The organism is Rhodoferax sp. EU05-FHT12H12 (assembly GCF_058791215.1).
This window is the reverse complement of the sequence record NZ_JBYTDI010000007.1, coordinates 1-19,077: the sequence shown is the minus strand read 5'-3', so window position 1 is coordinate 19,077 and position 19,077 is coordinate 1. Positions and strand designations below refer to the sequence as shown.

General features: G+C 60.9%; 30 protein-coding genes. 9 read left to right on the top strand and 21 right to left on the bottom strand.

Features of this window, described 5'->3' with window-relative positions:
• Positions 1–151 precede the first annotated feature (151 nt).
• Genes AC3WS7_RS16965 through lipA form a run of 3 tightly spaced genes read left to right on the top strand, consistent with a single transcriptional unit; the run spans position 152 to position 2,133 of the window.
• Positions 152–433, top strand: coding sequence for a YbeD family protein (locus tag AC3WS7_RS16965; RefSeq protein WP_296468159.1), 282 nt, complete (start codon positions 152–154; stop codon positions 431–433).
• Positions 434–436: 3 nt separating this feature from the next.
• On the top strand, positions 437–1,141 hold the full coding sequence (lipB, locus tag AC3WS7_RS16960; RefSeq protein ID WP_296468156.1) for a lipoyl(octanoyl) transferase LipB: 705 nt from the start codon (positions 437–439) through the stop codon (positions 1,139–1,141).
• Positions 1,138–2,133 carry a lipoyl synthase gene (gene lipA / locus AC3WS7_RS16955; protein ID WP_492657180.1) on the top strand — a complete coding sequence of 332 codons (996 nt, stop codon included), beginning with the start codon at positions 1,138–1,140 and terminating at the stop codon, positions 2,131–2,133. The genes lipB and lipA overlap by 4 nt, the downstream gene beginning before the upstream one ends.
• Positions 2,134–2,205: 72 nt before the next feature.
• On the opposite strand, the gene AC3WS7_RS16950 is transcribed toward lipA, so the two are convergent.
• On the bottom strand, positions 2,206–2,679 hold the full coding sequence (locus AC3WS7_RS16950) for a hypothetical protein (RefSeq protein ID WP_492657179.1): 474 nt from the start codon (positions 2,677–2,679) through the stop codon (positions 2,206–2,208).
• A 71-nt stretch (positions 2,680–2,750) separates the two neighbouring features.
• Between AC3WS7_RS16950 and mgrA the strand changes: the two genes are divergently transcribed.
• From mgrA to AC3WS7_RS16935, 3 genes are all read left to right on the top strand, one after another.
• Positions 2,751–3,800, top strand: a complete 1,050-nt coding sequence (mgrA, locus tag AC3WS7_RS16945) for an L-glyceraldehyde 3-phosphate reductase (RefSeq protein WP_492657178.1) — start codon at positions 2,751–2,753, stop codon at positions 3,798–3,800.
• A gap of 16 nt (positions 3,801–3,816) precedes the next feature.
• Positions 3,817–4,506 (top strand): helix-turn-helix domain-containing protein, encoded by a 690-nt coding sequence (locus tag AC3WS7_RS16940; RefSeq protein ID WP_492657177.1) that lies wholly within the window; start codon positions 3,817–3,819, stop codon positions 4,504–4,506.
• Between the two features lie 73 nt (positions 4,507–4,579).
• Positions 4,580–5,416, top strand: coding sequence for a DMT family transporter (locus AC3WS7_RS16935; RefSeq protein WP_492657176.1), 837 nt, complete (start codon positions 4,580–4,582; stop codon positions 5,414–5,416).
• A gap of 68 nt (positions 5,417–5,484) precedes the next feature.
• Here the strand turns inward: AC3WS7_RS16935 and ptsP are convergent, their stop codons facing one another.
• From ptsP to AC3WS7_RS16905, 6 genes are all read right to left on the bottom strand, one after another.
• Positions 5,485–7,272, bottom strand: coding sequence for a phosphoenolpyruvate--protein phosphotransferase (gene ptsP, locus AC3WS7_RS16930; protein WP_296468117.1), 1,788 nt, complete (start codon positions 7,270–7,272; stop codon positions 5,485–5,487).
• Positions 7,273–7,401: 129 nt separating this feature from the next.
• Entirely contained in the window at positions 7,402–7,671 is a 270-nt protein-coding gene (locus tag AC3WS7_RS16925; RefSeq protein ID WP_296468115.1) for an HPr family phosphocarrier protein, read from the bottom strand.
• A complete protein-coding gene (locus AC3WS7_RS16920; protein WP_296468113.1) occupies positions 7,640–8,086 on the bottom strand; it encodes a PTS sugar transporter subunit IIA in 447 nt (148 codons plus the stop codon). Before AC3WS7_RS16920 ends, AC3WS7_RS16925 begins: the two co-directional genes overlap by 32 nt.
• Positions 8,087–8,112: 26 nt before the next feature.
• Positions 8,113–9,336 carry an MFS transporter gene (locus AC3WS7_RS16915; RefSeq protein WP_492657175.1) on the bottom strand — a complete coding sequence of 408 codons (1,224 nt, stop codon included), beginning with the start codon at positions 9,334–9,336 and terminating at the stop codon, positions 8,113–8,115.
• Positions 9,333–9,863: a hypothetical protein gene (locus tag AC3WS7_RS16910; protein WP_492657174.1), complete on the bottom strand. Its 531-nt coding sequence runs from the start codon at positions 9,861–9,863 to the stop codon at positions 9,333–9,335. Before AC3WS7_RS16910 ends, AC3WS7_RS16915 begins: the two co-directional genes overlap by 4 nt.
• The gene (locus AC3WS7_RS16905; protein ID WP_296468107.1) at positions 9,860–10,564 is read right to left on the bottom strand and encodes a DUF4197 domain-containing protein; all 705 of its coding nucleotides are present in this window, start codon (positions 10,562–10,564) and stop codon (positions 9,860–9,862) included. Before AC3WS7_RS16905 ends, AC3WS7_RS16910 begins: the two co-directional genes overlap by 4 nt.
• 15 nt (positions 10,565–10,579) lie before the next feature.
• Here AC3WS7_RS16905 and AC3WS7_RS16900 point away from each other — a divergent pair, with 15 nt between their 5' ends.
• A complete protein-coding gene (locus AC3WS7_RS16900; RefSeq protein WP_492657173.1) occupies positions 10,580–11,077 on the top strand; it encodes a TlpA disulfide reductase family protein in 498 nt (165 codons plus the stop codon).
• Positions 11,078–11,095: 18 nt separating this feature from the next.
• Here AC3WS7_RS16900 and AC3WS7_RS16895 read toward each other — a convergent pair whose 3' ends face one another.
• On the bottom strand, positions 11,096–11,548 hold the full coding sequence (locus AC3WS7_RS16895; protein WP_492657172.1) for a c-type cytochrome: 453 nt from the start codon (positions 11,546–11,548) through the stop codon (positions 11,096–11,098).
• Between the two features lie 183 nt (positions 11,549–11,731).
• Here AC3WS7_RS16895 and AC3WS7_RS16890 point away from each other — a divergent pair, with 183 nt between their 5' ends.
• Together AC3WS7_RS16890 and AC3WS7_RS16885 are read left to right on the top strand one after the other, a co-directional pair.
• Positions 11,732–12,394 (top strand): cytochrome b/b6 domain-containing protein, encoded by a 663-nt coding sequence (locus AC3WS7_RS16890; protein ID WP_492657171.1) that lies wholly within the window; start codon positions 11,732–11,734, stop codon positions 12,392–12,394.
• Between the two features lie 78 nt (positions 12,395–12,472).
• On the top strand, positions 12,473–12,898 hold the full coding sequence (locus tag AC3WS7_RS16885) for a GNAT family N-acetyltransferase (RefSeq protein WP_492657220.1): 426 nt from the start codon (positions 12,473–12,475) through the stop codon (positions 12,896–12,898).
• A 21-nt stretch (positions 12,899–12,919) separates the two neighbouring features.
• On the opposite strand, the gene AC3WS7_RS16880 is transcribed toward AC3WS7_RS16885, so the two are convergent.
• From AC3WS7_RS16880 to AC3WS7_RS16820, 13 genes are all read right to left on the bottom strand, one after another.
• The gene (locus AC3WS7_RS16880; RefSeq protein WP_492657170.1) at positions 12,920–13,426 is read right to left on the bottom strand and encodes a peroxiredoxin; all 507 of its coding nucleotides are present in this window, start codon (positions 13,424–13,426) and stop codon (positions 12,920–12,922) included.
• A 112-nt stretch (positions 13,427–13,538) separates the two neighbouring features.
• The gene (gene rpsQ / locus AC3WS7_RS16875) at positions 13,539–13,808 is read right to left on the bottom strand and encodes a 30S ribosomal protein S17 (RefSeq protein WP_087495485.1); all 270 of its coding nucleotides are present in this window, start codon (positions 13,806–13,808) and stop codon (positions 13,539–13,541) included.
• Between the two features lie 10 nt (positions 13,809–13,818).
• Positions 13,819–14,028, bottom strand: a complete 210-nt coding sequence (gene rpmC / locus AC3WS7_RS16870) for a 50S ribosomal protein L29 (protein ID WP_296468094.1) — start codon at positions 14,026–14,028, stop codon at positions 13,819–13,821.
• Positions 14,029–14,044: 16 nt separating this feature from the next.
• Complete coding sequence (rplP, locus tag AC3WS7_RS16865) at positions 14,045–14,461, bottom strand: 50S ribosomal protein L16 (RefSeq protein WP_029708121.1); 417 nt, start codon at positions 14,459–14,461, stop codon at positions 14,045–14,047.
• A 2-nt stretch (positions 14,462–14,463) separates the two neighbouring features.
• Positions 14,464–15,360, bottom strand: a complete 897-nt coding sequence (gene rpsC, locus AC3WS7_RS16860; RefSeq protein ID WP_296468088.1) for a 30S ribosomal protein S3 — start codon at positions 15,358–15,360, stop codon at positions 14,464–14,466.
• Positions 15,361–15,376: 16 nt separating this feature from the next.
• The gene (gene rplV, locus AC3WS7_RS16855; protein ID WP_075585605.1) at positions 15,377–15,706 is read right to left on the bottom strand and encodes a 50S ribosomal protein L22; all 330 of its coding nucleotides are present in this window, start codon (positions 15,704–15,706) and stop codon (positions 15,377–15,379) included.
• A gap of 10 nt (positions 15,707–15,716) precedes the next feature.
• Positions 15,717–15,995: a 30S ribosomal protein S19 gene (rpsS, locus tag AC3WS7_RS16850; RefSeq protein ID WP_094476242.1), complete on the bottom strand. Its 279-nt coding sequence runs from the start codon at positions 15,993–15,995 to the stop codon at positions 15,717–15,719.
• A gap of 11 nt (positions 15,996–16,006) precedes the next feature.
• Positions 16,007–16,831: a 50S ribosomal protein L2 gene (gene rplB / locus AC3WS7_RS16845; RefSeq protein ID WP_087495490.1), complete on the bottom strand. Its 825-nt coding sequence runs from the start codon at positions 16,829–16,831 to the stop codon at positions 16,007–16,009.
• 2 nt (positions 16,832–16,833) lie between these two features.
• Complete coding sequence (rplW, locus tag AC3WS7_RS16840) at positions 16,834–17,157, bottom strand: 50S ribosomal protein L23 (RefSeq protein WP_094476423.1); 324 nt, start codon at positions 17,155–17,157, stop codon at positions 16,834–16,836.
• An 8-nt stretch (positions 17,158–17,165) separates the two neighbouring features.
• Positions 17,166–17,786, bottom strand: coding sequence for a 50S ribosomal protein L4 (gene rplD, locus AC3WS7_RS16835; protein WP_296468085.1), 621 nt, complete (start codon positions 17,784–17,786; stop codon positions 17,166–17,168).
• On the bottom strand, positions 17,786–18,460 hold the full coding sequence (gene rplC / locus AC3WS7_RS16830) for a 50S ribosomal protein L3 (RefSeq protein ID WP_492657169.1): 675 nt from the start codon (positions 18,458–18,460) through the stop codon (positions 17,786–17,788). Before rplC ends, rplD begins: the two co-directional genes overlap by 1 nt.
• A gap of 202 nt (positions 18,461–18,662) precedes the next feature.
• The gene (rpsJ, locus tag AC3WS7_RS16825; protein ID WP_068674876.1) at positions 18,663–18,977 is read right to left on the bottom strand and encodes a 30S ribosomal protein S10; all 315 of its coding nucleotides are present in this window, start codon (positions 18,975–18,977) and stop codon (positions 18,663–18,665) included.
• Between the two features lie 23 nt (positions 18,978–19,000).
• The coding region (locus AC3WS7_RS16820; RefSeq protein WP_198556962.1) for an EF-Tu C-terminal domain-related protein at positions 19,001–19,077 on the bottom strand (77 nt) is incomplete at its 5' end.

Genomic DNA, 19,077 nt, shown 5'->3' with positions numbered 1-19,077 from the left:
TTACGCTCAGGTTACTGCCGCTGTTCAATGCACAGCCTACGATTATACGTAGAAACCCGCCTGCGCCTAGCACTTCGCGCTCGGGCGCCCACACCAAACACCCCGCAGCGATAATTCAGCCCTGCATTTGCCCTTGAGAAAGCCCCCCTGCATGAGCACCCCTCCCCTCCCACCGGCCGAATCGCTGATCGAATATCCCTCGCGCTTCCCCATCAAGGTCATGGGCCACAAAGTGGACGGACTGGTGCATGCCATCACGGTGATTGCCAAGCAGTTTGACCCCGACTTCGACGCTGCGACCATCGAGCTGCGCGAGAGCAAGGGCGGCAACTACCTCGGCGTCACGATCACCGTCACCGCCACCAGCCGCGAGCAGTTGGACGAGTTGTACCGCACCCTGAGCACCCACCCCATGGTCAAAGTGGTGCTGTAACCAATGGCCATAGAGCGCTCGACCCTGGGCCGCGTGGACTACCTGCCCACCTATGCGGCGATGCAGGCGTTTACCAACGAAAGAGCCGTCGGCCCCGCATCCACCCAGCGTGACCAGCTATGGATTTGTGAGCATCCGCCAGTATTCACCCAAGGGCTCGCGGGCAAACCGGAGCACATTTTCCTGCCCGGCGACATTCCCATCGTGCAAACCAACCGGGGCGGCCAGGTGACTTACCACGGCCCCGGCCAGGTGGTGGGGTACCCGCTGATCGACCTCAAACGCGCAGGCTACTTCGTCAAGGAATATGTCTACCGCATCGAAGAAGCGGTGATCAAGACGCTGGCGCACTTGGGTGTGACCGGCCACCGCGTGGCCGGTGCGCCCGGCATTTATGTGCGGCTAGACGACCCCACGGGCCATGCCCCACTGGCGCAGCGCCCCCAAAACGGTGCGGCCAGCGCCGCCGAGCCGGACTTCACCGGTCTGGGCAAGATCGCCGCCTTGGGCATCAAGGTCAGCCGCAACTGCACCTACCACGGCGTAGCGCTCAACGTGGCCATGGACCTGGAACCCTTCTCACGCATCAACCCTTGCGGCTACACAAAGCTGCAAACCGTGGACCTTTCTACAATCGGGGTCTCTGTTGGCTGGGCTGATGCCGCCGACGTTCTGGGCCACAAGCTCGCCACTTACCTCACACCATGAGCCAAGACACACCCAACGCCACCGTCCGCGAGGTGCAATCCACCGAAACCTACAAGGCCACCGACAAACAAAAGGCCGCGGCCAAGCTGTCGCGCATTCCGGTGAAAGTGGTACAGGGCGAAGTGCTCAAGAAACCCGACTGGATCCGTGTCAAGGCCGGCAGCCCCAGCACCCGTTTTTACGAAATCAAGGACACATTGCGCGCCAACAAGCTGGTCACCGTGTGCGAAGAAGCCAGTTGTCCCAATATCGGCGAATGCTTCGGCAAGGGCACGGCCACCTTCATGATCATGGGTGACAAATGCACGCGCCGCTGCCCCTTCTGCGACGTGGGCCACGGCCGCCCCGACCCGCTGGACGCGAACGAGCCTGACAACTTGGCCAAGACCATTGCCCAGCTCAAACTGAATTACGTGGTGATTACCAGCGTGGACCGGGATGATTTGCGCGACGGCGGCGCCGGCCACTTTGTGGAATGCATCCGCAAGACCCGCGAGTTGTCGCCCAAAACGCAAATCGAGGTGCTGGTGCCCGATTTCCGCGGCCGCGACGACCGCGCTTTGGAAATTTTGAAGGCCGCGCCACCCGATGTGATGAACCACAACCTGGAAACCATTCCGCGCCTCTACAAGGAAGCCCGCCCCGGCTCGGACTACCAGTTCAGCCTGAACCTGCTCAAGAAGTTCAAGGCCCTGTTCCCCGACGTGCCGACCAAGAGCGGCCTGATGGTCGGCCTGGGTGAGACTGATGAAGAAATTCTGGAAGTGATGCGCGACATGCGCGCGCACAACATCGAGATGCTGACCATCGGCCAGTACCTCGCACCCAGCACATCACACCTACCCGTGCGCCGCTACGTGCACCCCGACACCTTCAAGATGTTCGAGGAAGAGGCCTACAAAATGGGCTTCAAGCATGCGGCCGTCGGCGCGATGGTTCGCAGCTCGTACCATGCCGATGTGCAGGCCGGGCACGCGCTGGGCACTGTGTGAGCCGACTCGGATTGCTACTAATTTAGTAGCGATCCACGCACAATACACGGGGGCTAGTGCCCTGTTTGGCCCTTATTTCGGCTTGGCGTACCCACTCTCCGCCCAGGCCACCGCACTGCTGCGGGTGAGCTTGAAACCGGGCGACACACGTACCGTGGCCAACAGGTCATCCCCCTCGTCTTTCGCACTCAGTGTGGCACTGGGGTTGTCGTCATCGGGCTCGATGTCCAGGTAAACCGTGATGCGGGCCGCGCCCACCGCGACGGCAATGCTCTGGTGCAGCGTGGCATGCAGCTGCTGCTCACTGCGGCGCACAAACTCACGGGCGGTTTTCACCAGGGTCAAAAAGGCGCTCTGGTCCAGCGGTTTGGGGTTCTTTTTGTCACGCCCCATGGTCCACGGGCCCACCAAGGCAGGCTCGGCGGCCCCCTCAGCGGTCATGGCCACGGCCCAACCGTCGTCATCGTCATTTTTGATGACCTGGGCGGTCCAGCCATCGCCGCTCCAGCGGCGGGGTTCTTGAATTTTTTCGGGAGTATCAGGCACGGAGGAAAATGTTGTGGTGGTGTAACTTAGGACGCCATAGGGCTATGGCTGGGCAGATAGTATCTACCCCCATGAACTACCACGCCCACGCTCACCGTTACAACGGCCAAGTCCCCTACCGCACCTGCGGCAAAAGCGGCCTCAAATTGCCCGCCGTCTCGCTCGGCCTCTGGCACAACTTCGGCGACGCCACGTCCTTCCAGACCCAGCGCGACATGCTGCGCACCGCCTTTGATCTGGGCATCACCCACTTCGACCTGGCCAACAACTACGGCCCCCCCTACGGCAGTGCCGAGACCAATTTCGGCGAGCACCTGCGCCGCGACTTCAAGCCCTACCGCGATGAGCTGATCATCTCCAGCAAGGCCGGCTACGACATGTGGCCCGGCCCCTACGGCCAGGGCGGTGGCTCGCGCAAATACGTGCTGGCCAGCCTGGACCAGAGCTTGAAGCGCATGGGACTGGAGTACGTGGACATCTTCTACAGCCACCGCTTTGACCCCGACACCCCACTGGAAGAAACCATGGGCGCACTGGCCACGGCCGTGCAGCAGGGCAAGGCCTTGTATGCCGGCATCAGCAGCTACTCGGGCACCAAGACGCGCGAGGCAGCCGCCATCCTCAAAAGCATGGGCGTGCCCATGCTGATCCACCAGCCCTCCTACAGCCTGATGAACCGCTGGATCGAGGAAGACCTGCTGGACGCGCTGGATGAAACCGGCATGGGCTGCATCGCCTTCAGCGCGCTGGCCCAGGGCCTGCTGACCAACAAGTACCTGAACGGCGTGCCGGCCGACGCCCGCATCAACCGCCCCGGCGGCGGCTCCTTCAAGCAGGACCACCTGAGCGAGCAGAACCTCAAGCACGTGCGCGCGCTCAACGAAATTGCACACGCCCGCGGCCAGAGCCTGGCCCAGATGGCCACGGCCTGGGTCTTGCGCGATGCACGCGTCACCTCCGCCCTGATTGGCGCGAGCAAGCCCGAGCAGATCGTGGACCTGGTGGGCGCCATGGGCAATTTGGGCTTCAGTGCCGAAGAACTGGCTGCGATTGACGGCCACGCGGTGGACGGTGGCATCAACCTCTGGAAGCGCCCCTCCACCGACCAGCGCCTGGCCTGAGGAAGCCACCAACCCCATGCACGCCGCCCATGGCTCTTTGTCGCTACGCCGGTACGGCCCCTCACCGGGCAGCCATGCGCACGACCATTACCAGGTGCTGCTGGGGCTGGAGGGCACGCTGGAGCTGGAAGTCGACGGTCGCGGTCAGCGCATTGCGGCGGGCGGCGGCTGCGTGATTGCCCCCGGCGCATTGCACGACTTCGAAGCGCCGGCCAGCGCGCGCTGCCTGGTGCTGGACACCGCCCACAGTGGCTGGGCCCACATCGCGGGTGCGCCTGCACTGCCCGCCGCAGCGCAGGCCCTGGCGCACTACCTGCAACTGGCCCTCACGCGGCAGGACAGCCTGGCCCAGCACTACGGCCCGCTGCTGTTGCTGGACTGCTGGCGCTCGTCGCAGACACGGCCCAACCGCAGCCAGCGCCGCATTGACTGGACAAGCCTGACCCAGTGGTGCGAACGCCAGCTGCACACGCCGCTGACCGTCGCCGACCTGGCGCAGCAGGTGTTTTTAAGTCCCACACAATTTGCCGTGCGCTGCCAACAGGAAACCGGCATGCGCCCCATGCAGTGGCTGCGCGACCTGCGGCTACAGCGCGCCCGCCAGCTGCGCGCCCAGGGCCTGGCCATGGCAGACATCGCCGGGCGCTGTGGTTACCAATCGGCTTCCGCATTGACTGCCGCGCTGCGCCATCACACGCGGCACTGATGGCCTCCAATACCGTGGTTCTGCGATCGCAGACCGTGGTTTGACCGTAGCGCCTGCGGCTAAGCTCACTGCCATGCAAGCCTCTCTTCTCGCCCTCGCTGCCATTGCCCTCTGGGGCTCACTTGCTCCGCTTGGGGTCTCGTTGGGCCATGTGCCACCGTTCCTGCTGACCGGTTGTGCCTTGCTCTTTGGCAGCCTCATCGGGCTGGTGCTTTCCAAAGGCCGGGTACAGCAGTGGCGGGTGCCCTCCTCCACGCTGGCGCTGGGTGTGTACGGGCTCTTTGGTTTTCACTTTTTGCTCTTCATTGCACTGCGCCATGCGCCCCCCGTGCAGGCGAATCTGGTGAACTACCTGTGGCCACTGGGCATTGTGCTCATGGCGCCGTTGTTCTTGCCGGGCGTGCGGCTGCACCGCCTGCACGTGGTGGCCGCGCTGCTGGGCTTCGCGGGTGCGGCACTCGCCATTGTGGGCGGGCGTGACTTGCAGGGTGGCTTTGCATGGGGCTACCTCCCGGCACTGGGCTCGGCATTTATCTGGGCCAGCTATTCGCTGCTCACCCAGCGCGTGCCAGCCTTCCCGAGCGCGGCCATTGGTCTGTTCGGTGTGGTCTCTGGCCTGCTGTCCTTGCTGTGCCATGCGCTGCTGGAAAGTCCCGTGGACCTGAGTCCCCGCGACTGGGCCCTGCTGGCCGCCATGGGCCTGGGCCCGCTGGGCGGCGCGTTTTACCTGTGGGATGCAGCGCTCAAACGGGGCGATGCGCGACAGATTGGTGTGTTGTCTTTTCTTACCCCCCTGCTGTCCACGCTGGCGCTGCTGTGGCTGCGCGGGGAGTGGCCCAGCGCCTCGGTGGTGCTGGCCGCGGCCTTGATCATTGGTGCGGCCGTGCTGGGGGCGCGGGCGGGGAAGTAAAAGCCGCCCCATTTACAAGTCAAAACAACCTCTAGCCCCTGCAGTTATTGCGCCAATAGCTCCTGTTTTTATAGCGGCATAGGGCGGCTGTTGAGCTCTTCACCGGGCTCCTCCGCGTCGCACACGCTGTGCGCCCAGGCCTCCAGCTTGCCCGCGTCGGCGCGCAAGATCTCCTGCTTGACCGCCAGAATCTGCGCCGGGTGCATGGAGAAGCTGCGCAGGCCCAGGCCCAGCAACAGGCGCGTCATGCTCACATCTCCGGCCATCTCGCCGCAGACACTCACGTCCTTGCCCTGGGCCCGGCCCTCGGCAATGGTGTTGGCCACCAGACGCAGCACCGCCGGGTGCAAAGGGTCGTACAGATGCGCCACGGACTCGTCAGCCCGGTCGATCGCCAGCGTGTACTGGATCAGGTCGTTGGTGCCGATGGAGAGGAAGTCGAAGTACTTGAGAAACAGGCGCAAGCTCAAGGCGGCGGCCGGAATCTCGATCATCGCGCCGAGCTGGATGGGCCCGTAGGCGACACCCCGCCGGTCCAGCTGGGCACGCGCCTTCTCGATATGGGCGATGGTCTGCTTGATTTCGCTGGCGTGGGCCAGCATGGGAATCAACATGCGCACCTTGCCATGCGCAGCGGCACGCAGAATGGCGCGCAGCTGGGTCAGGAACATGCCCGGATCGGCCAGGCTCCAGCGAATGGCGCGCAGACCCAGCGCAGGGTTCAAATGGGCATCGTCGCGCACGGAGGCGTCCAGCGGCTTGTCGGCCCCCACATCCACGGTGCGGATGGTGACTGGCAGGCCCTGCATGCCCTCCACGGCTTTTTTGTAGGCCTGGTACTGCTCCTCCTCGTCCGGCAGGCGGCCCTGGCGGCCCATGAACAAAAACTCGCTGCGGAACAGGCCCACGCCCAGTGCGCCAGCTTTCAGCGCCACCTGGGCATCCTCGGGCATTTCGATGTTGGCCAGCAGCTGCACCTTTTGCTCGTCCATGGTGACGGCGGGCGTGTGCAGCAGGCGCTGCAGGCGACCACGCTCCAGCTCCCCCTGGCGCTGCTTGAAGCCGTACTCGGCCAGGATGATGGGCGAGGGGTCGATGATGACGACGCCGACATCGCCGTCGATGATGACCCAGTCGTCCTGGCGCACCAGCTGGCTGCACGTGCGTGCGCCCACCACCGCCGGAATGTCCATGCTGCGCGCAACGATGGCGGTGTGCGAAGTCTTGCCACCCACGTCGGTGATGAAGCCGGCAAACACGCTTTGCTTGAACTGCAGCATGTCGGCCGGCGACAGGTCGTGCGCGATCAGCACCAGCGGCACGTCCACCGTGTCGTCCAGCAGCAGGTCCTGTTGCGAGGGCTTGCGGGTCCCGCGCTGCACCGGCTGCACGATGGGAGACTGCGTTCCCTTCATGGCACGCAGCACGCGTTCGCAGATCTGCTCCATGTCGGCCTTGCGCTCGCGCAAGTAGGCGTCTTCCATTTCGTCGAAATGGCGGGCAATGATTTCCAACTGCGTGGTCAGCGCCCACTCGGCGTTGTAGAGCCGGTCGGTGATCCAGTGCTTGACGCCAGCCACCAGTTCCTCGTCCTGCAGCAGCATCAGGTGCACGTCCAGCAGGGCTGACAGCTCCTGTGGTGCCTCCCTGGGCCCCATGCGGGTGATGCTCTCCTGCAGGCGGTGAATCTCGTCCACCACCGCGGTGCGCCCGGCGCGCACACGTTCAATCTCGGCCTGCACCTGGTCGGGCTTGATAAAGTAATGCGCCACATCCACCCGGCTGGATGCCACCAGCACCGCACGCCCAATGGCAATGCCGCGCGAAACGGCCAGACCGTGGATGGAAAAAGTCATGCCTGGACCGCCTGCAACACATCAGATCCTTTGCAAAACGCGGCCATTTCCCGCCGGGCTGCCCCAAGGGAAATTGGCCCCCATGAGGGACAGCGGCCCGCGCAGCGGTGGAGCGTGGGGGCCAACAACTTACTCGCCTTCGCCGAATTTGTCCGCAATCAACGCGAGTAGCGCATCCATCGCGTCTTGCTCGCGTTCTCCGCTGGTTTCCAGCGTGACTTCGGTGCCAATGCCCGCGGCCAGCATCATGACGCCCATGATGCTTTTCGCGTTCACGCGGCGGTCGCCACGGGCCATCCACACTTCGCACGGAAAGCTGCCCGCCAGCTTGGTGAGCTTGGCGGAGGCGCGGGCGTGCAGGCCCAGTTTATTGACTATGGTCGTGTTGGTGCTGATCATGGGGTTTGCGATGTTGGTTTTGGGGAGCGGTCACGGCCACTTGCATGATGCACTGGGCGCCACCCGCCAGCGCCCGCGTGACCAAGACGTCCAGCGCTTCATGGCGGTAGTTCACCGTGCGCAGCAGCATGGGCAGGTTCACGCCCGCCACCAGTTTGCTGTTGAGGCCATCCACCACTTTTTGCGCCACATTGCAGGGCGTGGCACCGAACACATCGGTCAACACCAGCGCCTGCGGCGTGCCCAATTGGGCCAGCAGCGCCTGGGCCGCGGCCCGACTGAGTTCGGGACTGTCTTGCGCTGCCACATCCAGGGCCAGCACGCCGGCCGCCGCCTCGGGGTACACATGCAAGGCGGCCGTGCGCAGCGCACTGGCCAGCGGTGCATGGGCGACGATCAGAATGCCGGTGTTCATGGAGTGTGCTGCGGAGTGGACTTTGATTATGGCGCCTTTGCCCGCAAGAAATACACATAGGCCCCCACGCACGCCAGTCCGTACACGCCAAAGGCCGCCTGGTAGGCGGCCACTTCGGCGAAGCCGAAGGCCTTGAAGCCATCCAGCAAGAGGCCGATGCCCCATTGCACGGCAAACACCCCGCTGAAGATCACCAGGTTGTACGCCGACAGCGCCCGCCCCGCCAGCGCCGCGGGAAACGCCATGCCGACCGCAGGCTGCGCCAACGCGGCCACGGTGCAACTCACACAAATCAATGAAAAAAGCACTGCAGCCCAGGTAGATATTGCGCCACCAGCTATCAAAAGAATAGTGAACAAAACAAAGTTCAGTGGCATGCCCCAGGTGATCAGTTTGTCAGCGCTGTGCCCTTGGCGCGCCAGCCAGGGGTTGGCCCATCCCCACAGCCAGTACGCCACCAGCATGGACACATTGAGCCAGAACAGGCCGGTGGCGGCCTGCAGGGCGCTGTAGCCAGCCACCTTGACCAACCACGGCCCGGCCCACAGGGTCTGCATGGCCACCATGCCGCCGTAGTTGAAGAACCCCAGCGGCGCCAGCTTGCGGAAATAGGGGTGGCGCCAGACCTCGCGGTAGCTGGCCAATACGCCCTCCTGGGCAGCCACGGCAGTTGTCGGGGTCTGCCAAGGGGGCGACTGCCAGGCGATGGCCAACATGGACACCACCACCAACACGCCCAGCAGCACGAAGATGCCGCGCCAGCCCATCAGTGGCATGAGCCACTGCACCGGCAGCGTGGAGGCCACCATGCCCAAGGCCCCCACCATCAACATCCAGGAGTTGGCGCGCATTTGCTGCTCGGGCGCATACCAGCGGCGGTAGCCCGTCAGCGGGGCCATCAGGCAGGCGCTCACCCCAGCACCACACAGCACGCGCGCCGCCAGCAGGCCCCAAAAGCTCTGCGCTAGGGCGAATGCCAGACAGCCCAGCACCGCCACCGACAAAAAGCCGATCTCCACCCGCTTGGGCCCCAAGCGGTCCAGCCAGCGCCCCAGCGGCAGCTGCGTGGCAGCAAAGCCCAAAAAGTAGCCCCCAGCCAGCAAGCCCAGATCGCGCGACTGCAGGTTGAACTCCTGCACCAGCGTGGGCGCCAGTGTGGCCGTGATGGCGCGGATCAACGCCGACAAGAAATAGGCCAGCGCGAATGCGCTGAAGACCAGCACCGCTTTGCGGCTGTTCAGTGTGCTCATGGCAGGGTGATGTCGGTAAAGAAGGGCTCGGTCATGTCGGGCCCCAGGGGGTCGGCATAGACCGCCAGGTGGTAAACGTCGCCGCCCAGCACCAGCCACGCCAATTGGGCTTGCACCACGCCGCCTTGGGGGCGCTGGCCTGCGACGCGCAGCCATACTGCGCTGGCCAGGCCGGGCACCCTGCCGTAGCGGGGTGCTGCTAGTACCGTGGCCACGCCCTCGTCCGTGCGCAAGGCCGCCAGTGCCGACGCGCGCCAGGCTTGGACCACCGCAGGGATGGCGGTGGCATCACCCACCTGGGCACGGCTGATGGCGAACAAGGCGCCTCGGGCCTCGCACCCCTGCATCTCCAGCGTTACATTCCGCCCCGCCAAGGGCACCGCGCGCTGGGCTTTGTCTGGTTTGCAAGGCAGGGAGAAACTCAGCGCGCCCAGTGGGGCCTGGCGCCAATTGAGTGCTGGGCTGCAGGCCCCCAAGACCAAGGCCGCGGGCAGCAGCCAGCGGAGCACAGGAGCCAGGGCACTCACTTCAGCGCGCCAAAAACTTTGGTCAGGATGGAGCTGCCATACGCCACGGGGTTCTGGCGAATTTTCTTTTCTTCTTCCGAGATCATGAAGAACAGGCCGTCCAGGGCCTTGCCCGTCACGTACTGCTGGATATTTGCATCCTCTTTTTTCATCAACCCGATTTCGGACGCCTTGCCCGCCAGCTGGTTGTACTTGTCGGCCAAGCCCACCTTTTCCGTCGCCTTGGTCACAATGGGCAAGAACTTCACGCCCAGCGGGCTGCGGGTTTTGTCGGCAAAAAACTGGGTCACCGCAGTGTCTCCGCCTCCCAAGATCCCCTTCGCGTCGTTGACCGACATGCCCTGCACCGCTTTAAGCAACAAGTCCTTGGCCATGGGAACGGCCGCTTCAGCGCCCCGGTTCATGGAGGTGACCAGTTCATCCACCCGGGCGCCCTGGCCAAAGGTACGCAGGAGCTTGGCTGCATCTTCAAGGTAGCCTGGCAAAGGAATGCGAACTTTTTCGTTGCCCAGGAATCCATCCTGCACGCCCAGAATGCCCACAGCCGCCAGCGCCCCTTTTTCGAGCGCCGTTTTCAGGCCTTTGGTCGCGTCGGCCTTGGTCAAATCGTCCAGGGTCAGCGCGTAGGCGGGGTGCAGGCTTGCGGCAGTCCACAAGGCTGCGGTGGTCAGGGAGAAGGAATTAAACTGTCGACGGTCCATGGGAAGTACCTATTCATGAAAAAACAAATTGTCGCTGCCAGCATCGTAGCCGCTGTGGCCTTGGTCGCGGGGAGCCTCTGGCTCACCTCCAGCAAGGCCGCCCCGGCATCGACCTTTGTGCTGCTGGATGGCTCCCAGAAATCCTCGACCGCCTTGCAGGGCCAAGTCACCTTGGTAAATTTCTGGGCTACCAGCTGCGTCACCTGCGTGGCCGAGATGCCCGAACTGGTATCCACCTTCGAAAAATACAAATCCCAGGGCTACGGCACGGTCGCCGTGGCCATGGCGTACGACCCCCCCAGTTATGTCGTGAATTTTGTTCAGACACGCAAGCTGCCGTTTGATGTGGCCATTGACAACACCGGCGCCGTGGCCAAGGCCTGGGGTGAAGTGGGCATCACCCCTACCAGCTACCTGGTGAACAAGCGCGGAGAGATTGTGAAGCGGTATGTGGGCGCCCCCAATATGCCCGAACTACACCAGTTGATCGAATCCCTGCTCAAAGAGTCCTGAGCAGGGATTTGGCGTCTTTTACGAACGGAAGGCGTCGTGGCAGGTTTTGCAGCTGCCGCTGGTGGCATTCACCGCAGCCTTGATGCTGTCTAGGTTGCCGGTCTTGGCAGCCGCGTTCAGCTTGTTCATTTCAGCCTGCATTTTCTCGGCATAGTCATTGAACTTGGCCTTGTCACTCCAGATTTCGGCCTTCGCCTTGGTGGCAACGCCCTTGTCCGTACCCTCCCCAAAGGCGGCCCAGGGCAACTTGCTAACAAATGCAGCCACTTCCGCACTTTCTGCTGCCACTTTGGCATCCAATGGCGCCCGGCCAGCCGCCATGGCGGCAACCCGTGCAAAATTTTGCTGCATGACAAACAAGGCGTTTTGGCGGTACTTGATGGCATCTTCCGCTTTGGCAAACTGCGCCATGGCAGGCACGGACAAAGTGGCAGCCGCGCTGGCCAGAATCAGGGTAGCTAGCTTTTTCATCGAACATCCTTCGGTGGTTGAGGGTACTGACTGTAGGTAGACCGCAGGCCCACAACAATAGTTCTGCCCGAATCGCCATGCGAGGGTAAACACCATACAGCCATTTGCCGCTATGGCAGTGATACATTGCGCGTTCGGCCCTATGCGGGCACCCTGCCTGATGAAGGCAATGAAGGAGTGACAATGCAAACAACCCGTGTGTGGGATTTGCCCACCCGCCTGTTCCATTGGCTGCTGGCCGCCGCCGTGATCGGCTTGGTAGTGACGGGGCAGGTGAGCGGTAGCTGGATGGACTGGCACTTCCGCCTGGGCTACTGCGTGATGACCCTGCTGCTGTTCCGGCTGGTCTGGGGCTTCGTCGGGGGCCACTGGTCCCGCTTTGCCAATTTCTTCTACAGCCCCCGCACGATCGTGCGGTACCTGAGAGGACAAGGCGCTCCCGAACACGGTGTGGGGCACAACCCGTTGGGTTTTCTGTCGGTCTTGGGGCTGCTGGGCGTCGCCCTGTTGCAGGTAGCCAGTGGACTGTTCAGTGACGATGAAATTGCCACCGCGGGCCCCTTGTCCAAGTTTGCGAATGGCGAGTGGGTCAGCCGTGCCAGCGATTACCACACGGAAGTTGGCAAGATCGTGTTGTTGGTACTGCTGGTTCTGCATATTGTGGCCATCGTGTTCTACCGCGTCAAGAAGGGGCAGAACCTGGTGGCCCCCATGGTGCTGGGAGACAAGCAAACCCCGACAGGCGTGCCCAATGCACGTGACGATGGAGTCACCCGCGGACTGGCGCTGTTGGTTTTGGTGTTGTGCGCGGCAGCAGTCGCCGGCATGCTGGCTTGGGCGGCCTGAATGGAATCGACCATCCCCCCCACTGTGCAGATCTCGCTGCACACCCCAGCGACATCCGACGCGCTGGAGGCCGCCAGAATGCTGTTTCAAGAGTACGCCGAACAACTGGGCGTAGATTTGTGTTTTCAGAACTTCGCGCAGGAATTGCGTGAACTACCTGGCGAGTACGCAGCCCCACGTGGTGCTTTGCTGCTTGCCTGTGTAGATGGCGTATTTGCAGGCTGTTGTGCCCTGCGGCCGCTGGACGCTGCCGACTACCCCAACGCCGCTGAAATGAAACGTCTTTACGTGCGCCCGACGCACCGCGGACTGGGTTTGGGCCGCATGTTGGCAGAGGGCATTCTGGATGCCGGCCGCCAAAGCGGGTATGACTGCGTGCTGTTGGATACCCTGGACGACATGGAAGCCGCCCGGGCACTCTACGAAGAACTGGGGTTTGAAGAGGTTCCCCCGTATTACTACAACCCCATCGCCGGTGCGCACTACCTCAAAGCAGAACTTTGAGGCAGGCGCCCAAGATCTTATTTAGATCTTGGCCTGGGCCAACAAGGTGTTGGCATCACTCACTTCAAACTTGCCGGGACCTTCTACGTTCAAGGCCACCACCTTGCCGTCCTTCACCAGCATGGAGTAGCGGTTGCTGCGCAGCCCCATTCCTTTGCTGCTCAAGTCCAGCGTCAGCCCCGTAGCCTGGGCAAATGCAGCACTGCCGTCGGCCAGCATGCGCACCTTGCCAGCTGTCTTTTGGTCGCGTGCCCACGCCCCCATCACAAACGCGTCGTTCACGCTGACGCACCAGATTTCATCCACACCGGCGGCCTGAAAAGCGGCGGCCTGCTCGATATAACCAGGCACGTGCTTGGCAGAGCATGTGGGCGTGAAAGCACCGGGCAATGCGAACAAGGCAATCGTCTTGCCCGCGGTAGCTTTGGCCACATCCACCGGGTTCGGGCCGATGCTGCAGCCTTCGCCCTCCACATCCGAATACTCCATCAGGGTGGTCGAGGGAAGGGTGTCGCCGACTTGAATCATGTGTGCTCCTAGGGTTGGAAAGTGCGGCACAACACAATGTGCACGCACCAATGAAAACGGCCCACATTGTGGGCCGTTTTGAAGTCACTTGCAGCGGACAAAGCCGATAGGCTTAGACTGCAGCAGCCTTTTCCACCAAGCGGGTCGCAACCCAGTTCTTGGTTTTGGAGATAGGCTTGCTTTCGGTGATTTCGATGACATCACCCAACTTGTACTCACCCTTTTCGTCATGGGCGTGGTACTTGCTGGTTTTTGCCACGATTTTTCCGTAGAGCTCGTGCTTCACGCGACGTTCGATCAGCACAGTGACTGTCTTGGCGCGCTTGTCGCTGACCACCTTGCCAATCAAGGTGCGCTTGAGGGATTTTTTAGCTTCCGTCATTTATCGCTCCTTATTTGGCGGATTTGTCAGCCATTTGCTTCTCGACAAGAATGGTCTTGGCGCGAGCAATGTCACGACGCGCAGTGCGAATCGTGGCTGTGTTGTTGAGTTGTTGCGTGGCTTTTTGCATACGCAGGCCAAAGTGGGCTTTTTGCAGCGCTTTGACTTCCGTAGTCAGTCCGGCAACGTCTTTGGTGCGCAGTTCAGCAGCTTTCGTCATTTCGAGTTCTCCTGAATTACTGACCAATCATGCGGGCCACAAAAGTGGTACGCAAAGGCAGTTTGGCCGCAGCCAAACGGAATGCCTCGCGTGCCAGCTCTTCAGGCACACCGACGATTTCAAACACGATCTTGCCGGGCTGGATTTCAGCCACGTAGTACTCGGGGTTACCTTTACCGTTACCCATACGCACTTCAGCAGGCTTTTGGGAAATTGGCTTGTCAGGGAACACGCGAATCCAGATACGGCCGCCACGCTTCACGTGACGGGAAATTGCACGACGTGCAGCTTCAATCTGGCGAGCCGTCAGACGGCCGCGGTCAGTACATTTCAGACCGAAGTCACCGAACGCAACCGAGCTTCCGCGGGTTGCGATGCCGGTGTTACGGCCCTTTTGCTCTTTGCGGTATTTCCGGCGAGCGGGTTGCAACATGATTATTCTCCTTTACCGTCAGCTGCTGCAGCTGGCGCGGCGACTTTGCGAACGCGCTTAACGGCTGGTTTGTTTGCATCGGCACCCAGTGCTTCTGCGGGCTTGTCGCTGCCGTCGGCAGGGGCTGCATTGCCACCCACGGGACGACGAGCGCCACGGGGAGCGGCGCGATCAGCACCAGGACGGGCACCACCGCGGTCATCGCGGCGGGGTCCACGGGGGCGACGCTCTTCTTCAGCGCGAGGCTCCACAGCAGCAGGCAGATCGTTACGGCCCAAGGTGTCACCCTTGTAAACCCAGACCTTCACACCGATGATGCCGTACGTGGTCTTGGCTTCGGAAGTTCCGTAGTCAATGTCAGCGCGCAGGGTGTGCAAGGGCACACGACCTTCACGGTACCACTCGGTACGGGCAATTTCGATGCCGTTCAGACGACCGGACGACATGATCTTGATGCCCAAGGCGCCCAAACGCATGGCGTTTTGCATGGCGCGCTTCATGGCACGGCGGAACATGATGCGTTTTTCGAGCTGCTGGGTGATGCTGTCAGCGATCAATTTCGCATCGATTTCGGGCTTGCGCACTTCTTCGATGTTCACTGCCACTGGCACGCCCAATTGCTTGCCCAGGTCACGCTTGAGGTTTTCGATGTCTTCGCCCTTCTTGCCGATCACCACGCCCGGACGTGCCGAGAAAATGGTGATGCGTGCATTTTTGGCGGGACGCTCGATCAGGATGCGCGACACCGAAGCGTTCTTCAACTTGGCCTTCAGGTACTCACGCACCTTGATGTCTTCGGCCAGCATGCCCGCGAAATCGCGGTTGCTAGCGTACCAACGAGAAGACCAATTACGGCTGATCGCCAAGCGAAAGCCGGTTGGGTGGATTTTTTGTCCCATATCTTCCTGGCCTCTTTCAGTTACCAACCGTCACGTACACATGGCACGTGGGCTTGCGGATTTGATTGCCACGGCCTTTGGCACGTGCCGTGAAGCGACGCAGAGAAGCACCTTGCTCGACGTAAATGGTTTTCACCTTCAGTTCGTCAATATCGGCGCCGTCATTGTGCTCAGCGTTGGCAATGGCGGACTCCAAAACCTTCTTGATGATCACGGCAGCTTTTTTCTGCGTGAATTGCAAGATGTTCAGAGCTTGGTCAACTTTTTTGCCACGGATCAGGTCCGCGACCAGACGGCCTTTGTCTACCGACAAACGGACGCCACGAAGGGTTGCACGAGTTTCCATGGTCACCTCCTTATTTCTTCTGGACTTTTTTGTCCGCAGGGTGACCCTTGAAAGTACGGGTCAGAGCGAACTCACCCAACTTGTGGCCAACCATTTGGTCAGTGATATAGACGGGCACGTGCTGCTTGCCGTTGTGCACAGCAATGGTCAAGCCGATGAAATCGGGCAAGATCATGGAGCGACGCGACCAAGTCTTGATCGGCTTTTTGTCCTTGGTAGCAACGGCCTTTTCGGTCTTGGCTACCAGGTGATGGTCCACAAATGGACCTTTTTTCAGTGAACGAGTCATTTACCTACCCCTTACTTCTTGCGACGCGACACGATCATGACCTGCGTGCGCTTGTTGTTACGGGTACGGTAACCCTTGGTCAGATTACCCCAAGGATCGACTGCATGACGGCCTTCACCGGTCTTGCCTTCGCCACCACCGTGCGGGTGGTCAACCGGGTTCATCACCACACCGCGAACGGTGGGACGAATACCCATCCAGCGCTTCACACCGGCCTTGCCCAATTGGCGCAGGCTGTGCTCTTCGTTGGCGACCTGGCCAATTGTGGCGCGGCAGTCAATGTGGATTTTGCGAACTTCGCCGGAACGCACACGCACTTGGGCGTAGGTGCCTTCGCGGGCCAGCAGCGTAGCAGAGGTACCAGCAGAACGGATGATCTGCGCGCCCTTGCCCACTTGCAATTCAACACAGTGGATGATGGAACCCACGGGGATGTTGCGGATAGGCAGGGTGTTACCCACACGGATGGGAGCTTCGGAACCATTTTGGATGGTTGCGCCGACTTCCAGACCACGGGGCGCAATGATGTACTTGCGCTCACCGTCGGCATAACACACCAAAGCGATGTGCGCAGAACGGTTCGGGTCGTACTCAATACGCTCAACCTTGGCGGGAATGCCATCCTTGTTGCGAACGAAGTCCACAACGCGGTAATGGTGCTTGTGACCACCGCCCTTGTGGCGAGTGGTGATGTGGCCGTTGTTGTTACGACCGGCTTGCTGGAATTGTGGCTCCAGCAACGCAGCGTGAGGGGCACCCTTGTACAGGTGATCACGCGAAATCTTCACCACGCCACGACGGCCTGGAGAAGTAGGTTTCATTTTAATGACTGCCATGATTAAGCGGCCTCCCCACCAAGGTTCAGCTCTTGACCGGGCTTGAGCATCACATAAGCCTTGCGAACGTTGTCGCGGCGGCCCACAGATTTGCCAAAGCGCTTGGTCTTGCCTTTTGTGTTCACCACAGAAACACCTTGCACCTCAACCTTGAACATCAATTCCACAGCGGCCTTGATTTCGGGTTTGGTAGCGTCCTGCAATACCTTGAACGTCACAGCGTTGGATTTTTCAGCCACCATGGTTGCCTTTTCAGACACGATGGGAGCAACCAGAACCTGCATCAAGCGACCTTCGTCGTACTTGACCTTGGACGTGTTGTTCATACGGGCGCTCATGCGAACATCTCCTTGAGTTTGTCCATGGCGGCCTTGGTCACCAGCACCTTGCGGTAGTGCACCAACGACAGAGGATCTGCATAACGGGGCTCAACAACCAGGATGTTCACCAAGTTGCGCGAGGCCAAGTACAGGTTTTCATCCACTTCGTCGGCGATCACCAACACGGACTCAAGGTTCATGGCCTTGAATTTGGCTGCCAAAGGCTTGGTCTTGGGAGAGTCAACCTTGATGGAGTCCACCACTGCCAGGCGACCTTCGCGGGCCAACTGGGACAGGATGGAAGCCATACCAGCGCGGTACATCTTCTTGTTGATCTTTTGACCGAAATTTTCGTCGGGCATGTTCGGGAAAATACGACCGCCGCCGCGCCACAGAGGCGAGGACGTCATACCGGCGCGAGCGCGACCAGTTCCCTTTTGCTTGAACGGCTTCTTGGTAGAGTGCTTGACCTGTTCACGGTCTTTTTGCGCACGGGTACCTTGGCGGGCGTTAGCCTGGAAGGCCACAACCACCTGGTGCACCAAGTCTTCGTTGTATTCGCGACCGAACACGGTTTCGGGCGCATCGTATTTGGCGGTGGCCTGACCTTGGTCATTCAGGAGTTCGAGCTGCATCAGTTCGCTCCTTTCGCTGTTTTTGCCTTGATGGCGGGACGGACAGTCACAAAACCACCGGCTGCACCGGGAATCGCGCCCTTGATGAGCAACAACTGGCGTGCTTCGTCGATACGAATCACGTCGAGGTTTTGTGTTGTTTTGGTGACGTCACCCAAGTGACCCGTCATGCGCTTACCGGGGAACACGCGACCTGGATCTTGTGCCATACCGATGGAGCCGGGAACGTTGTGCGAACGGCTGTTACCGTGCGACGCGCGTTGCGAGCTCATGTTGTGGCGCTTGATGGTACCGGCGTAGCCTTTACCAATGGAGGTACCTTGCACATCCACTTTCTGACCGACAACAAACACATCAGCCACTGGCACAGTGGCGCCAGCGACGTACTTGGCTGCAGCATCTGCGGTAACGCGGAATTCCTGGATGATCTCACCAGCTTCCACGCCAGCTTTGGCGAGGTGGCCAGCGATTGGCTTGGTGACGCGCGAAGCTTTGCGTGCACCGAACGTTACCTGCAAGGCAACGTAGCCATCGTTCTCCTGGGTTTTGACCTGTGTCACGCGGTTGTTCGACACGTCCACCACCGTAACAGGAACTGCATCCCCGTCGTCGGTGAATAGGCGCATCATGCCAACCTTGCGACCCAGCAACCCTAAGTGATTGCTAAGACTCATTGTTTTCTCCGTAACTCCCACCGCTGCAACTTCAATTGGCTACAGCGTTTTTGCGTGAGAGACTGTTAATAAAACCCTGCCCGCGCACCAAAGCACGTCAAGCAGAGCCAGCGAGTATAGCCTGTACCTGCATTTGACACAAGTACCTACTTTTCCCGCTAGTCAGAGGCCCCAGGTTTGCACCCAGGGCCGCTATTTCTTCTTACTGCAGCTTGATTTCAACGTCCACGCCAGCAGGCAGGTCGAGCTTCATCAGCGCGTCTACGGTTTTGTCTGTGGGATCCACGATATCCATCAGACGCTGGTGCGTACGAATTTCAAACTGATCGCGACTGGCCTTGTTCACGTGAGGTGAACGCAGAATGTCAAAACGCTTCATGCGGGTTGGCAAAGGCACGGGGCCTTTGACAATCGCGCCAGTGCGCTTGGCGGTATCGACGATTTCAGCAGCCGATTGGTCAATCAGCTTGTAGTCAAACGCCTTCAGGCGAATGCGGATTTTTTGCTTGGCGGCCATCGTAATTCCTTAAGTTTTGCGAATTACGCGATGATTTTTGCAACCACGCCAGCGCCCACGGTACGGCCGCCTTCGCGGATCGCGAAACGCAGGCCTTCTT